At 37.6% G+C, this 14,443-nt stretch carries 14 protein-coding genes; 10 read left to right on the top strand and 4 right to left on the bottom strand.

Annotation, left to right across the window (positions count from 1 at the left end):
- Positions 1-108 precede the first annotated feature (108 nt).
- A complete protein-coding gene (locus tag ABH966_RS10705; protein WP_370078194.1) occupies positions 109-789 on the bottom strand; it encodes an NUMOD4 domain-containing protein in 681 nt (226 codons plus the stop codon).
- Between the two features lie 1,125 nt (positions 790-1,914).
- Here ABH966_RS10705 and ABH966_RS10700 point away from each other — a divergent pair.
- The 5 genes from ABH966_RS10700 (at position 1,915) to ABH966_RS10680 (ending at position 7,317) form a co-directional block, all read left to right on the top strand.
- The gene (locus ABH966_RS10700; RefSeq protein ID WP_370078192.1) at positions 1,915-2,358 is read left to right on the top strand and encodes an SACOL1771 family peroxiredoxin; all 444 of its coding nucleotides are present in this window, start codon (positions 1,915-1,917) and stop codon (positions 2,356-2,358) included.
- Positions 2,359-2,693: 335 nt separating this feature from the next.
- Entirely contained in the window at positions 2,694-3,332 is a 639-nt protein-coding gene (locus ABH966_RS10695) for a sugar transferase (protein ID WP_370078190.1), read from the top strand.
- A gap of 571 nt (positions 3,333-3,903) precedes the next feature.
- Positions 3,904-5,577 carry a GNAT family N-acetyltransferase gene (locus ABH966_RS10690; protein ID WP_370078188.1) on the top strand — a complete coding sequence of 558 codons (1,674 nt, stop codon included), beginning with the start codon at positions 3,904-3,906 and terminating at the stop codon, positions 5,575-5,577.
- Positions 5,558-6,304 carry a hypothetical protein gene (locus tag ABH966_RS10685; protein WP_370078186.1) on the top strand — a complete coding sequence of 249 codons (747 nt, stop codon included), beginning with the start codon at positions 5,558-5,560 and terminating at the stop codon, positions 6,302-6,304. The genes ABH966_RS10690 and ABH966_RS10685 overlap by 20 nt, the downstream gene beginning before the upstream one ends.
- Positions 6,292-7,317 carry a polysaccharide deacetylase family protein gene (locus tag ABH966_RS10680; protein WP_370078184.1) on the top strand — a complete coding sequence of 342 codons (1,026 nt, stop codon included), beginning with the start codon at positions 6,292-6,294 and terminating at the stop codon, positions 7,315-7,317. The genes ABH966_RS10685 and ABH966_RS10680 overlap by 13 nt, the downstream gene beginning before the upstream one ends.
- A 116-nt stretch (positions 7,318-7,433) precedes the next feature.
- On the opposite strand, the gene ABH966_RS10675 is transcribed toward ABH966_RS10680, so the two are convergent.
- Complete coding sequence (locus ABH966_RS10675; RefSeq protein WP_370078182.1) at positions 7,434-7,841, bottom strand: DUF6157 family protein; 408 nt, start codon at positions 7,839-7,841, stop codon at positions 7,434-7,436.
- Between the two features lie 551 nt (positions 7,842-8,392).
- Here ABH966_RS10675 and ABH966_RS10670 point away from each other — a divergent pair.
- The 5 genes from ABH966_RS10670 to spoIIP all read left to right on the top strand — a co-directional run bounded on the left by ABH966_RS10670 (position 8,393) and on the right by spoIIP (position 13,178).
- On the top strand, positions 8,393-9,385 hold the full coding sequence (locus ABH966_RS10670) for an agmatinase family protein (RefSeq protein WP_370078180.1): 993 nt from the start codon (positions 8,393-8,395) through the stop codon (positions 9,383-9,385).
- A 226-nt stretch (positions 9,386-9,611) separates the two neighbouring features.
- Positions 9,612-10,160 (top strand): GNAT family N-acetyltransferase, encoded by a 549-nt coding sequence (locus ABH966_RS10665; protein WP_370078178.1) that lies wholly within the window; start codon positions 9,612-9,614, stop codon positions 10,158-10,160.
- Positions 10,161-10,370: 210 nt separating this feature from the next.
- Complete coding sequence (locus tag ABH966_RS10660) at positions 10,371-11,258, top strand: 5'-3' exonuclease (RefSeq protein ID WP_370078176.1); 888 nt, start codon at positions 10,371-10,373, stop codon at positions 11,256-11,258.
- Between the two features lie 485 nt (positions 11,259-11,743).
- Complete coding sequence (locus ABH966_RS10655; protein ID WP_370078174.1) at positions 11,744-12,283, top strand: RNA polymerase sigma factor; 540 nt, start codon at positions 11,744-11,746, stop codon at positions 12,281-12,283.
- Positions 12,273-13,178: a stage II sporulation protein P gene (gene spoIIP / locus ABH966_RS10650; RefSeq protein ID WP_370078172.1), complete on the top strand. Its 906-nt coding sequence runs from the start codon at positions 12,273-12,275 to the stop codon at positions 13,176-13,178. The genes ABH966_RS10655 and spoIIP overlap by 11 nt, the downstream gene beginning before the upstream one ends.
- A 55-nt stretch (positions 13,179-13,233) precedes the next feature.
- Here spoIIP and ABH966_RS10645 read toward each other — a convergent pair whose 3' ends face one another.
- Positions 13,234-13,737, bottom strand: a complete 504-nt coding sequence (locus tag ABH966_RS10645) for a C39 family peptidase (RefSeq protein WP_370078170.1) — start codon at positions 13,735-13,737, stop codon at positions 13,234-13,236.
- A 58-nt stretch (positions 13,738-13,795) separates the two neighbouring features.
- Positions 13,796-14,140, bottom strand: coding sequence for a thioredoxin family protein (locus ABH966_RS10640; RefSeq protein WP_370078278.1), 345 nt, complete (start codon positions 14,138-14,140; stop codon positions 13,796-13,798).
- Positions 14,141-14,443: the final 303 nt, after the last annotated feature.

Genomic DNA, 14,443 nt, shown 5'->3' with positions numbered 1-14,443 from the left:
TAGGTTCCTTACCATAATTAAAAAATCCCCAGCGTCAATGCAACGACGCTGGGGATTTTTATAAATCAATTATGCTTCTGCAAAATTCCGTGACACTCATTAAAAGAGTTAGAAGTGTATACCTGGTTTGTCGCTTAACTTGCAGCCTGTACCATATTTCGCTTTTAAAGCACCTTTAAAATTAGTTTGTTCAAGTTCAGGGTATGCCTGTTTCCAAAGTTCAAATACATTGTGACTTGAAGCAGTACCCTCTTTTGTTAGTCGAACAATATGGAAACCATATTCATCGTTGCATCGAGCTAATGGACGATTTTCACGCACTGTAATGATTCGGCCGCTCGCTGTAACATCATATAAGCCCTCGTAACCTGAAATAGCACGTCTTTCTTCATCGAAATCAGCTGTTTTCTCTACTTTTTCTTTTTTTGCTTCTTTGACTTCGTTCTTTTCTGCAGGCTTAGCAGTTTCTTTAATTTCAGCTTTTTCTGCAGGCTCAACTACTTCTTTGACTTCTTCTTTCACTACAGATTCAGCCTCTTCTTTATTTGGAGTTGAAAGCTGTTCCACAATGACGAAATCCTTGTTAGAAGCTTTGTCGCTCATTGTCGCCATGACGTTCATAATAGAACCTACATAACGTACAGGTTTATCTTTGCCTTCTTCAAATACAAAAATATTATATTCGGTTTTATTTATTTTTTTCATAATAATATTTCCTGTTTTAATAGTAAAACCGATAAATTTGTTCTTTTTAAGTGCTTGTATTGCTTGTTGCTTTGTTAAAATCATTTTTTAAATCTCCTAAAGAATTGTTTTTTCTATTTTACCATAAAATCAGATTTCCTGTTTTTCTTAAATATTGGATGTTTCATTATTGCTCTGATAATACTTTATACTGAGGGGAGAATTGCGTTTATCGCTATAGCGTGAGGGTGATTTCCGTTCCGGCTGGGCGTTTTGTAGCTGCCGCTTTGCTTTCGCTACAGAAAACATTTGTTGCTGACGCTTCGCTCTCGCACAGATAAAACATTTGTTGCTGACGCTTCGCTTTCGCACAGATAAAACATTTGCCGCTGACGCTTCGCTTTCGCGCAGAGCAGAGCTTCCTGGGGGCGTACGATGATCCCCGAGCTTGGTTAGCGGCGGAATTTCGGGTTTTAGCGGCGTTCTTTGCTTGGTTGGCGGCGGAATTTCGAGTTTTAGCGGCGTTCTTCCTTTGGTTAGCGGCGCAACTCACACTTTTAGCGGCGAATTCCAACATAAGCAGGACAATTTGACAAAACTAAAGTCAGAGTTGAAAAACTTTGTATAGAATTTTACACAATATTAAGGACTTGACGATCCCCAAGGAGTCGCCCACCCTCCATTTTTATAAACTTACTTTAAAAATATAGAATCTTTCGAAGGGAGAAATTGGGTTGTACGTAGAATCGTTCAAGTAACCTTGCAAACTGATTGGGCAGGTAATAGAATTGGTCGGGTAACAAGAAAACTGCTCAGGTACCCCCGAAAAGTGATCGGGTAGAGAGAAGAACTGCTCGGGTACCCCCGAAAAGTGATCGGGTAGAGAGAAGAACTGCTCAGGTACCCCCGAAAAGTGATCGGGTAGAGTGAATAACTGCTCAGGTACCCCCGAAAAGTGATCGGGTAGAGTGAATAACTGCTCAGGTACCCCCAAAATGTGATCGGGTAGAGCGAATAACTGCTCGGGTAACCCCAAAAAGTGATCGGGTAGAGTGAATAACTGCTCGGGTACCCCCGAAAAGTGATCGGGTAGAGCGAAGAACTGCTTAGGTAACCTCGAAAAGTGATCGGGTAGAGCAAAGAACTGCTCGGATAACCCTGAGAACTGCTCAGGTCCCAAGGGTAAGCGCTCTAACCCGTACCCAACAAAATCAAAAGGAGGATTTATTTATGGTTCAACATTTATTTACTATGAATTTAAAATGGTCGGAGGGGAGAAATGGGACGGGTAATATTGTTGCAGACAATCTACATACGAAAATTTCAATTCCTCGAGAAATGAATGGACCGGGGATGGGGACAAATCCTGATGAAATGCTGCTTGGAGCGGCAGCAACCTGTTATTTAATTACACTGGCTACATTACTTGAAAATTCGAAGATTGCTGTGTTGGATTTGTCTATGCAAGCTGAAGGTTTTGTTGATGTCACGAACGGTGTTTTTACTTATGAGAAAATCGTACATAAGCCAAAAATTGTTGTACAAAATTTATCTGAGCGAGAACAAAAAAGAATTAATCGATTAGCTGAGAAGGCAGAACAAACATGTATGATTAGTAAGGCATTAAAAGGAAATGTTCAAATTACATGCGAAGTACAGATTATACAAGGTTAAAAAGGAACATCACCATTAATGGCTGAATATAATAATATGAGGAGTTATTCAAAAATGATTTTGAAATAACTCCTTTTTTTAATTTTAAAATGTATGCATTTTAGTAGGCAGACTGGGCGACTCATTGACTGTCGTTTGACTGTCGCTTCGCTTTCGCACAATAAACACTGTTGCCCTGACATCCTCAAGAAAACGTCTAGTCGGAACGGGAATCAACCCATGTTCTGGTGATGTCATCTTTTTCTACATATTATTATGAAATTGCTTTTTCAAAGTTCTATAAATGTCTCAAATGAATATATAAAGTTAAGTGGTAAAAAAATGCAAAGGATGATGTGTTGCACGAGCAGTCAGCTCAGACTATTAAATTTTATAGTCAGTACGGGAAAAGAATTTTTGATATTGGGGGGGCACTCTTATTACTTTTCATTACCATCCCTCTTATGTTAGTAGTATTCCTCGTTTTACTTATTAGCACAGGCCGTCCTGTTTTTTTTAAACAAATCCGTACCGGACAGGATCATCAGCGCTTTGTTATTTGGAAGCTACGGACAATGACTATACAAGCAGTTCCTGTGAATATGCCTACTTTGTGTGCAGACGGAATTCCGGATGATTATTTTTTTAAAACTGAACAGGATGCACGAATCACAAGAGTTGGGGCCGTTCTTCGGAAGTTCAGTATTGATGAAATTCCGCAGCTCATTAATGTCTTAAAAGGAGATATGAGTATTGTTGGACCACGACCTGAAGTTCCAACCATCACAAATGCTTATAACACTTTACAGGCACGGCGTTTAGAAGTAAAGCCAGGTATAACTGGGCTTGCTCAAATTAACGGCCGCTCTAATATTTCACACGGGCAAAAAATTTCATATGATCTAGAATACGTTGATCGTCATTCCTTTTGGATGGATTTTAAAATTATCATTAAAACACTTTACGTAGTTTTAGCGAGAACAGGTGCTTATTAAAAATTAAGGAGTGCTAGGTTCTGAAAATCGCTCAGCTTATTACACGGTATGGATGAGATTGGAGGAACGCAAAAGCATGTAGAGGCACTTGCCGTAAAATTAAAGCAAGATAATAACGAGGTAACTATGGTAACAGGATTTTATGATCCGCCAATCGCGAGCTTGCATTAACGAAAAAATTGCTCCTGCACATAAAATGCAGACGATTCATAATGGCATCTACTAAATAGAGAAGCGAGTAGCACCTATTTTAGAGAATAAGGAGCATCCATTAATCGTGATGGTTGCTCGTTTTAAAGTGCCGAAAAGCCAGGATTTATTGCTAGAGGCCTTAGCGAAGCTTTCTGACGTACCTTGTAGGTGATGGCTCACTGGGCCCTAGAGAATGGATTTTTAATTAATCGAGATGATAAAGATCTACTAAATAAAAGGCTTAAACAATTATTAATGGATGAGAGTTTACGTCAAAAAATGAACGCTTTTTAAGAAAGTTAACGTTTCTACCTGTATCAGAAAACTCTGTTTATCTACGAACAGGCTGTATTAAAATCGGCTAAGAAAGGTGATTAATTTGCAATTAATTCGCATTCGAACTGATGATGAGCTTATGTGGTACAAGGATATTTGGGATGAAATTTTAGCAGCGGAGGACAATGATAATCCATTTATAGAATTTGCTTGGTTTTATAACTGGTGGCAAATTGTTGGGCGAAGAGAGCGTGTTGAGCTCTATGCTGTTGAAGAAAATGGTTCTATCATTGCCTTTTTCCCCTTTTTAGTTCGACTTCGATGGGGAATACGAATTTATGCCTTTGCGGGAGAAAATATTGCGAATTATTCAGGTGTTGTGGCGAAAAAAGAATGGCTGTTGCTCGCTACGACTTTTGTGTTTGATCAGCTCATTGAAAAGTATAAACATCTACTATTTTCGCTTCATGGATTATTGGAAAGCAAAGACTCTACAAAGGTCATTGAGCAATATTTTGTTGAAAGGCAGTTACGTCCGAGTATTTTTCGTGTAGTGACCCCGTATCTTGCCTTTCGCGATGTAGATTTTCCTAACTATTACAATCAAAGTCAAAACATGCATGGTGTGGATAGAAGAGAACGGAAGCTCCGTAAATTAGGTTCGTTAACGAGGAAAATACCTTCACAGGACGAGCTTTGGCAAATGTTTAGATTATTTAATCGACGATGGGCTAATAAAATAGATACAAGTGATTTTACGAAAGGTAAGAAAAAGGACTTTTTTGAACGGTTAACGCTTCTTAAAGGGGAGGCATTGCAAGTTGAGGTAGACGCACTTGTTTTTGAAGACCAATGGATTGCCTTCACCTACGGAATTTGCTGTCGTGGACGTTATGTAACTTACGCACTTGCACATGAGCCAACATTTAATATATTTGGGCCGGATAGATTAGTGAATCAGGGAACGATCAAGCGATCCTATTCTGATAACTATCGATTGTTCGATATGAGTATTGGCTATGAGCCGTATAAGTTCGATTGGCGCTCTAATATTGATTTTACAAGACGTATGCTTGTAAGCAGTGGCACGAAGCGAGCGAAACTATTGGCGAGTTGTTATACGCTGAAGGAACGATTCAAGGAGTTTTTTAAAGGCAATCATCGTGTCGTGGAATGGAAACGCAATACTCTAGGTCAATTACGTTATTTAGTAAAGTATGGGAAAGTAAAAAATTGGCTAGAATATGGACAACTGTTCGTAGAAAAATTTATTCGTTTTAAGCAAGTGGATTTGTATGAATTATCCCCATCAGATAATGTTACACCGCAACAACCTGTAGGAGATTTGTTTGAGGAGTTGTCAATACAGGAAGCGATGCAACTCGAAAAGGAAGAGATTATTTCTCTATTTTATAAGGGATACACTATTTACAAAGATTCTTATGCAGAAACGAATAAGCCTGCGTTTGCGTTACATGCGGTGAACTGGCGTGTAGATGAATTGCAAATTGTTGAAGAATTGCCAAAGCAGACATATTTTTTAACCTATGATGTTTATAAAAATATCGATATTATCACAGCTTTTTTCCAAAAAATGAAACCTGCACAAACACTTTGGGTTACTGCAAGCTTTTGGCAATGGCGAAAGCGTAAACGATTATTGCAGCTAGGCTATAAACGTATTTCTCGAATGAAACATTTTAAATGTGCTCGTTACGGGCGAAATCATGTAGAAAAATACACAGAGAGTGGGGGCGATGTTCATTCTGTCCATTAAAAGTAAGCGATGGAATATCGCAATGCAGCATTTTTATTTTGTAGAGAAGCCAGCCAATGTTAGAAAATCAATGAAGGTTATTGGATATACAAATTCACTTGTACCAAGCCGTAAGCTTGTAAAAAGTGAAACCGTTCATATTCACCTTACAGATAGTGAGTCATCATTGTATCTTGCTCTTTCGGAAAGTAATCGAAAAATTCTTCGTCGTGCACAAAAAGAGTCCTATCAAGTTTTTATTTATAAAGAACCATCAGATGAAAATTTACGAGCCTTTCAACAGTTTTATAATAATTTCGCAAAAAGAAAAAAACTCGAGCTAATTAGTAAGTCTCAAATGGAAGCTATTACGCTTTTAAAAAATAAAGGGGCACTATGGTTGTCTGAGATTCGCAGTTTTTGTGGACAAACACTATGCTATAGACTCGATATTATATACGCTAAAAAAGCGATGTCCTATTATGTAGCGACTTGTCATTCACAATCAATGCCAGAACATTTAATAAGACCAATTCGTTATGCAAATCGTTTCTTACTGTGGCACAATTTATTGCATTTAAAGGAGCAAGGCTTTGTTTTATATGATATGGGGAAGCTGACAGATGATCAAAATGTTCGTGCATTTAAGCTAGGCTTCGGTGGACAAGTCGTCGATGTATACTCTGGTTACATTACCCAATCCAAAATACGTGCACTGTTACTGGGCGTGCAAAAATGGAGGAAGTAGCAATTGAAGTAAATCGTGGAGGTCTTGTCATATCATTGGATTTTGAGCTAAATTGGGGTGTCCACGATGTATTTAAGCACGGACAATACAATAAAAATTTATATGGCGTCCGTGAATCATTGCCTAAAATACTAGAGTTGTTTGAACAGTATGGCATTCATGCGACTTGGGCAACAGTGGGTCTATTGTTTGCAGAAACAAAAGCTGAAATGGCTCATTACTTAAGAGGTATTCCAATAAAATATAAAAACATGCGCTACGCAGCACATACACAACTTGCAAAAGTAGGAGAAAATGAGCAAGAGGACCTTTTGCATTTTGGCAAATCCTTAATTGAGAAAATTAAACGTACACCACATCAAGAAATAGGCAGTCATACATTTTCACATTTTTACTGTTTAGAAAATGGACAAACTGAAGCGGATTTTCGTGCAGATTTACATGCTACTGCCATGATTTGTGAAGAAAATATCGGACCGATGAAATCGATTGTCTTTCCGCGGAATCAAGTGAATGAAGCATATTTTTCAGCATGTAAGGAAGTAGGATTTGTATGCTATCGAGGAAATGAAAAACATCCGTTGTACGATCCTCAAAAATTCACGAAAAAAGGTCGACTATTAGGTGCGAAAAAATGGCTGGATAGCTATGTTAATGTAACGGGGAATCATCTAGTAACGCTAGAAGAAATGCAAAAGGATTCCTTTATTAACATTCGTTCAAGTGCATTTTTAAGGCCCTATTGTAGCCCTTTACGATTTTTTGAAGGCTTAAAAGTCCAACGTATAAAAGAGGGAATGCAAGCAGCTGCACGGTCTAAAGCTTTTTATCATTTATGGTGGCACCCTCATAATTTTGGCAAGAATATCGAAAAAAATTTAGCTATGCTTGAGGAACTTTTACAGTATTATCAGGAATTGCATAAGCAATATAACTTTCAAAGTTATACGATGTACGAGGTCGCAGTGCTTTGCCAAACTTTATACCGCAAAAGTCCGATAGGTGAAGACTAATAATCAGCGGTGGTGAAGAAAACCAAAAAAGTAGCAAACTAGAAGATTACCTAGTTCGCTACTTTTTTATTGGGGTAATGCCGAGGTATAATGATCTCGAGGCGATAAAAGAGTCGTTATTTACCGCTCCGTTTAGAACGCATACCTTTTAATAAAGTGATATTATCCGAATTGAGAAATTGCTCATACACTTCACTATTAACATCATATATTGCAAGTTTTCCTTCATCATCGTAGTGTATTCCCCACCCATATTTCTTTACCAATGGAGAAGCTCTAAAACACGCTTTAGGTTTTTGGAGAAAATGTTTTCTTAATTCATCTAATGGATCTGATTTAATTTGGTTTTTAATCAAATAAGTTTGAAATTGTACTTCTTCCTGAGTGTATTTGTAAGGGTTATTACTGATTAAGTCATATTCGATCGAAGCTATAGTAGGTTTGTTATTTCTTGGGAGAGGTGTAATAGCTGAATCAACTTCCGAATCCTCTGAAATTTTAATAAAAGTATTTTTATAACTCATTAAATCAATCCTTCCTGTAACCATTTACTTTCGTTAGCTTAATAAAAATTCGATGAAATGCACTTACCACCCATTGTTTTTAGGGTGTTGATTTTGAACCTCCATTAATTTAGTGACCTGTAAATTATTTCTACATCCGACCTCTGTTATCCTATTATTCCCATGAAAAAAACTAATATAGATGAGGTGAAACGGTGCAACTTTGTTATAAACGTATAACTTTCCGGTACATCTTTCTTACAAATCCACATATGGAGAATTTTTCAGAAATTAAGAGGGAAAATACCGAGCTTTGACGAAATTGTATGTACTAATGGTACTATTATTGTGGAAGATAAATTCACTAGGTATATTTCAGTAAACAATAAATTACATAGGGTAATTGACTTCGATTTGGCTCATCACCAAAAGTCGGGATGACAAAACGTTTGTCACGTGAATAAGTTGATATCCGTTCCGACTCGACGCCCCAGGAAAGCGCACAGCCGGAACGGAAATCAACCCTACGTTATGATAGTTATAGAAAAATAGCATGAAGGTGGTCGGTTAACATGTTTATTCAACCAGAATGGCAGTATAAGCAAGAGAATGGTTCAGCTATGCATCAATGGGTGAAGCAAAAAGAAAATCCACTTCCAAATGATGTAGATATTATTTTGTATGGTGCTTTATTATCGTATGCTAGTAAATCATCCAAAAAGGCACTGTATCCAACAGCATTTCGAAAGGCATGGCCAAGCTTTCAATCATATAATTTAGATGAGCAAGTAGATTTGCGCTCGTTAGCAGTCGTTGATGTAGGCGATGTGGCCATCCATGAGACGGATAGAATGCTTTCAGAGTCAGCTATAGAAGCCGCAGCAGAAAGCTTAAGCACCGCTTATTCTAAAAGTTTCACGTGTCTTATAGGTGGAGATCATGCGATTACAGCTTGCTCTCTTAGAGGAATAAAGAATGCTTTTCCGAAGGATCGCATAGGGATTATTCAAATTGATACGCATTTGGATGCTCGGAATCAGGAGGAAATTGGCTTAGCTATGGATTCTCCAATACAGCAGCTCATTGCAGCAGGCGTTGTAGAGGGGAAACATGTTTACAATGTCGGGTTACACGGCTTTTTTAATTCACCAGAAATGATTCACTACGCGAAAGAACAAGGAATACATATGATTACGTTAAAGCAAATGCGCCGTGACGGCATACAATTAACGATTCGTGAAATGCTTCGTCAGCTTATGTATGAGGTAGATCGTATTTATGTATCAGTAGATTTGGATGCGCTTGATATTACATTCGCCCCAGATGTACCTGCTGCAACACCAGGTGGATTAACGGCCTATGAATTATTTGATATTCTAAAGCTCATTGGGGAAAATGAAGGGGTCCGCCATATTGACTTTGTCTATGCCGATCCAAAGGAGGGGGACCTACGCCCGGAAACTGTAAAGATGGGCGTGACAGCATTTTTACAATGGCTAACAGGTATTCGACTAGATTACCGCAATCGTATTCAAAAAAATAACGTCCAAGGTGTAAGTAAATAATCAAGTAAAAGTAGATTTCTCACGTAGGTCGTGGAGTTACCTCTACATGTGATGCAATCAACTTAAAATTTTATTGCATATAAAAAGCTATCGTTTTGCATAAAGATTGACCAAAACAATAGCTTTTTTAAGTCACTCTTTTTTATAGGCTCTGTTAAGCATATTGTTGACTTCTGAAGCTTTGCTATATGTATGTTGATACAATTTAATACAAGGGGGAGCAAATATGGTTATAAAATTAGAATCCGAGCGTCTATGTATAGAACCCTTTACTAGTGATGACGCATTCAGAATTAAAGAATTGGCTAATGACAAGAGATTAGCAGATATTCTTGGGCTTCCGCACCCATATGAATTGAAGTTCGCACAAGATTGGATTGAGGTGCAGCCAGAACTTATAAAACTGGGAGTCGAATACCCTTTAGGAATTGTTTCTAAAGAATCAAGAGAAATTGTAGGTACGATTACTTTAAGAATTGATAAGGTCAACAATAGAGGTGAACTTGGCTATTGGATTGGTCAGGACTATTTGGGGAAAGGTTTTGCAACCGAAGCTGTAAATAGAATGATTCATTTTGGTTTTACCGAACTAGGTCTCAACAAAATTTGGGCATCTGCCATTTCTAGAAACAAATCATCGACTAGGGTGTTAGAAAAGTGTGGATTACGCAAAGAAGGAACACTGAGACAAAATAGACTTTTATTAGATACATATGAAGACGTTGATGTTTATGGACTTTTAAAGACAGAATACACCGCCTCGGCTTTCAAATAAAATTGGCAGTGTGATGACAAAAGGAAGGCCCGTAGAAGAGTATGTCACGGAATTATGCTGAGGCATAATTAAAGTTTAGTGTACTGCATAAAATTAACACTATCTATATATTGTAGATGTTCTTATATAGTTTGCTATAATAGACAATGCTTAATAAAAGTATTATAGATGAATACAATTATTGTATTGTTATAGAGAGGACTATTTATCATGACAACAAAACCAAAATTATTAATTGTGGATGGCATGGCGCTATTATTCCGTTCATTCTTTGCTTCGGCTGCGATGGGGCATTATATTCGCCTGGCGGATGGGACACCTTCTAACGGTGCCCAAGGATTTGTACGTCATGTATTAACGGCACAATCTATTATGAAGCCGACCCATCTCGCTGTTTGTTGGGATATGGGTGCACATACATTCCGTAACGAATTATTTGATGGCTATAAGGCTAATCGTCCATCACCACCAGAGGAAATGCTACCGCAATTTGATATGGCGAAAAATCTATCGCAACAAATTGGCTGGCAAAATTTCGGTGTTAAAGGGATGGAAGCAGATGATTTAATTGGCTCAATGATTACAAAATTTCAGGATGAGGCTGACATTACGGTAATTAGCGGAGACAAGGATTTACTACAGCTTCTAGGACCATCAGCGGAAATTGCTTTTACGAAAAAAGGCTACACAGAGTATGACGTTTATACGCATACACGCTTTCAAGAGGAATATGGCATCGAACCGATTCAATTTGCACAGGTTAAAGCTTTTATGGGAGATACGAGTGACGGTTATCCAGGCGTTAAAGGTATTGGACCAAAGCAGGCACTTACGTTAATTCAAACATATGGTTCTATCGAAAATGTTCTTACGTCAATAGACGAATTAAAGCCAGGTCAACGCACGAAAATTAAAGAGAATCTAGACATGCTAAAATTGTCACACGAGCTTGCAACAATTCAAACGAACGTACCGATCGAGGCAGAATTAGCGAGCTTAGTGTTACCTAATTACGAGCCTCAAACGTTCAAAGAAATAGAAGAACGAGGCTACACATTAATCGCTAAACAAGCACGCTCACTGTATTCACTTATTTAACTTCTTTTAGTGGATGTCAAAACATCCGCTGAAATAAAGGAACTCAGGCTAAGATCTTCATATCCTTTGAAAACGCCTGAGTGACCAACATCATGGTCATCAACGCAGAGTATAGAAATATACTCTGTTTTTTTATGGCTCATCACCAAAGACTGACATTTGTTAAAACATATGCCATGTACTTAGGTTGATTGGAGTGAAGGCTGGGCGACTCCTTAGGGATTAGCGTCACAGATGAGACCCTGGAGCGAGCGAAGCGAGTGAAGCGGCTCATCGGACGCCCCTAGGAAGCTCTGCTCTGCGCGAAAGCGAAGCGTCAGCGGCAAATGTTTTATCTGTGCGAAAGCGAAGCGTCAGCGGCAAAGCGCCCAGCCGGAACGGAAATCAACCACACGTTATGGTGACGAATCTTTTTATATAAATTTTTGTAACCTTTTCCTAACCTCAAACGAATTATAAGCAAATAAGTAAAAGGAGGGGAACGATTGATTGATTCAAATAACTTAGAATCAAGAATAGTTGAAATCTACAATTTGTATTACTTAGACGTTTATAGATTTCTTGTTTGTTTTACGGGAAATCAAAATGATGCTGAGGATTTGACCCAAGAAGTATTCATTCGGGTATTAAAAGGTTTATCGAATTTTAATGGTAAATATCATTTGAAAACATGGATTTTTTCAATCGCAAAACACGTGGCAATAGATCACTACAGAAAGAAAAGGTTTGCCTCACTATTTAAGGACGGCTTTTTTAATCAGCTATCATCGAATGAAAAGAAGCCTGATGAGGAATTTGAGGTAACAGAAATAAAACAATTTATTCATGAAGCTATTGCTAAATTAAAACCTAATTATAGAGCAGTAGTCATTCTTCGAGGTATTAATGAATTTTCCATAAACGAGACTTCGGAGATCCTTCAATGTAGTGCGGCGAAAGTAAAAGTTGATTATCACAGAGCCCTAAAAGAGCTTAAAAGAAAACTGAATATTGAAATAGAGGGGGTTTTGACAAATGCAAAATGAAAAAGACTTATTTGATATGCTGAAAGAAATATACCCTCAACATCCTAGAAAGGAGTTTGTTTCTGCAACTGAGAATACTCTTAGACAAACAGCACGAAGCATGGGTAAAAAAAGAATCTTCACAAAATTCTCTGTGATTACAAGCGGCGTTTTAGTTTGTGCATTTATTTTTTCATGGTTATTCTCCTTGAATGGAAGTGGCACAGTTTCAGAGGTAGCCCATAGTGATGGAGGGGCGTCATTGTCTTATGCAATGGATGAAAAGGAACCTGTAGTATATATTTATCATTCACATAATACGGAATCATTTATTCCAGAGCTTCCTGCACAAGAAATTAATCAGATGATTTATAGCGATACTAAAAATGTAACATTGCTAGGTAAAGAGTTAAGTAGAGCACTAAAGGAAATGCAAATTAATTCAGTACATGATGAGACCGATATTGCTGGAATCTTAAAAAGAAGAGGTTTAAATTATTGGGAATCATATAAAGTATCACGGGAAAATTTACAAAAAGTTTTAGCTGAAAATGACAGTATTCGCATGGTGTTTGATATACATCGAGATTCTCAAAAAAGACGTGAATCCACAATTGAAATTAAAGGGAAGGATTACGCAAGAATTAAATTTGTCGTATCAAAAACGAGTGGAAACTATGAAACGAATAAAATATTTGCCACTCAGCTTCATGAACAACTAGAAGTATTATATCCGGGATTATCAATAGGTGTAATAGAAAAAGGGGTCGATCCCCAAAACACCTATAATCAAGAGCTCCATGATAATTCAGTATTATTAGAAGTTGGAGGTATAGAAAATACGTTGGAAGAATCGTATAGAACAATGGATGTATTTGCGGAAGTTCTAAAAGTTATTATTGAGAAGAGTAAATAAGCCTTGAATTATTGATAAGAAAAGAGCGTGTCTAACATTGCAAGCACGCTCTCGTCTAGTTCGGTGTAATTTTCACGAAGCACAATACTTTTTCATTTTCTTTAAAAGGAGCCGTTCGAATTTTACTTTCACGATTAGGGCCGCCATTATCATGGAACATTAGCCACAGCACATCATTTCGTATTTCATAGCCAATGAGAGGCACCCAATGATAAGCGAAGGCAGATTTTTTATCGCGCCAATTTAAGCTAAAATATCGGTCAAAGCGGATAGCGACAGGGCGACCTGCATCGATTTCCTGCATAGCTTCCTTTAACGTACAATCACGAATATCCCATGTCGGACGGAGCCGACGAAGATTGCAAATTAGACGCCATTTAAATAACCCGATTTTTGTGCCACCGAGAAGTTTATAAAGCTCATTTACCGAAGGAGCTCGATCTTCCAAATAGTTTAAGACTACATGTACAGTTGTAGGACCACAAGCTGAATTACGGTATTTTGGTGAAATGGATGCATCATATTGAGACTTTCCGAGTAGCGACAATTGCTGGCGCATCATAATCTCCTTTTTAAAAAGAGCCGCATTTCAAAAAGAAATGCAGCTCATTTTTCCATTATTGTTGTGCAGATAAGAATTCTGTAACTTGCTGAGGTGTTTTAGCATTTGCACTATGTAAGTGTGCTAATTTTTCACCGTTTTGGAAAATTAATAGGCTTGGAATACCCATTACATCATATTTGTCCGCGATTTCTGGAAGCTCATCACGGTTAAGTTCATACCAGTCAAATTGGTTGTATTCTTCGATGATTGGATCGATGAACATATTCATGCGTGTGCAATCTGGGCACCATCCAGCGTAAAATTTCACTAGAACTTTTTGATCACCTGAGATCAGTTCATTAAATTGTTCAGCAGTTGTAATTGTTTTCATTAGTATTTCACTCTCCTTGCTTTCCATTCTACACATTTTTCCCTCAACCTGAAAGTTTTCTGTTTGGAATTATCACTATCTACTTATTGTCTTATTTTCGCTCGTAAAAAACGAAAAAAGTTATATATTGCAAAAATAATTGGTGAAAAAAGATTGCTAAATCAGACAAAATAATCTAAACTAAAAACAGAAAAAGTAGTTTTATCTTTATTCAGCAGAAGATATTAACCTCTAATTCAAAATGGTTGCTGAATGAAGATAAGCCTTTGTAGTATGTCACAGATTACGCCTAAGATGATCTGGACAAAAATACACTAAGGCAAACTTGAT

The organism is Lysinibacillus sp. RC46 (assembly GCF_041262385.1).
Taxonomy (GTDB): Bacteria; Bacillota; Bacilli; order Bacillales_A; family Planococcaceae; genus Lysinibacillus.
This window is presented reverse-complemented; position numbering and strand designations above follow the sequence as displayed.

What these genes read in the sequence shown, in the direction of transcription:
- ABH966_RS10645 (WP_370078170.1), bottom strand. Translation starts at nt 13,737, where the DNA reads ATGCGCCAGCAATTGTCGCTACTCGGAAAGTCTCAATATGATGCATCC.
- ABH966_RS10640 (WP_370078278.1), bottom strand. Translation starts at nt 14,140, where the DNA reads ATGGAAAGCAAGGAGAGTGAAATACTAATGAAAACAATTACAACTGCT.
- ABH966_RS10680 (WP_370078184.1), top strand. Translation starts at nt 6,292, where the DNA reads ATGGAGGAAGTAGCAATTGAAGTAAATCGTGGAGGTCTTGTCATATCA.
- ABH966_RS10665 (WP_370078178.1), top strand. Translation starts at nt 9,612, where the DNA reads ATGGTTATAAAATTAGAATCCGAGCGTCTATGTATAGAACCCTTTACT.
- ABH966_RS10705 (WP_370078194.1), bottom strand. Translation starts at nt 789, where the DNA reads ATGATTTTAACAAAGCAACAAGCAATACAAGCACTTAAAAAGAACAAA.
- ABH966_RS10675 (WP_370078182.1), bottom strand. Translation starts at nt 7,841, where the DNA reads ATGAGTTATAAAAATACTTTTATTAAAATTTCAGAGGATTCGGAAGTT.
- ABH966_RS10670 (WP_370078180.1), top strand. Translation starts at nt 8,393, where the DNA reads ATGTTTATTCAACCAGAATGGCAGTATAAGCAAGAGAATGGTTCAGCT.
- spoIIP (WP_370078172.1), top strand. Translation starts at nt 12,273, where the DNA reads ATGCAAAATGAAAAAGACTTATTTGATATGCTGAAAGAAATATACCCT.
- ABH966_RS10685 (WP_370078186.1), top strand. Translation starts at nt 5,558, where the DNA reads ATGTTCATTCTGTCCATTAAAAGTAAGCGATGGAATATCGCAATGCAG.
- ABH966_RS10700 (WP_370078192.1), top strand. Translation starts at nt 1,915, where the DNA reads ATGGTTCAACATTTATTTACTATGAATTTAAAATGGTCGGAGGGGAGA.
- ABH966_RS10660 (WP_370078176.1), top strand. Translation starts at nt 10,371, where the DNA reads ATGACAACAAAACCAAAATTATTAATTGTGGATGGCATGGCGCTATTA.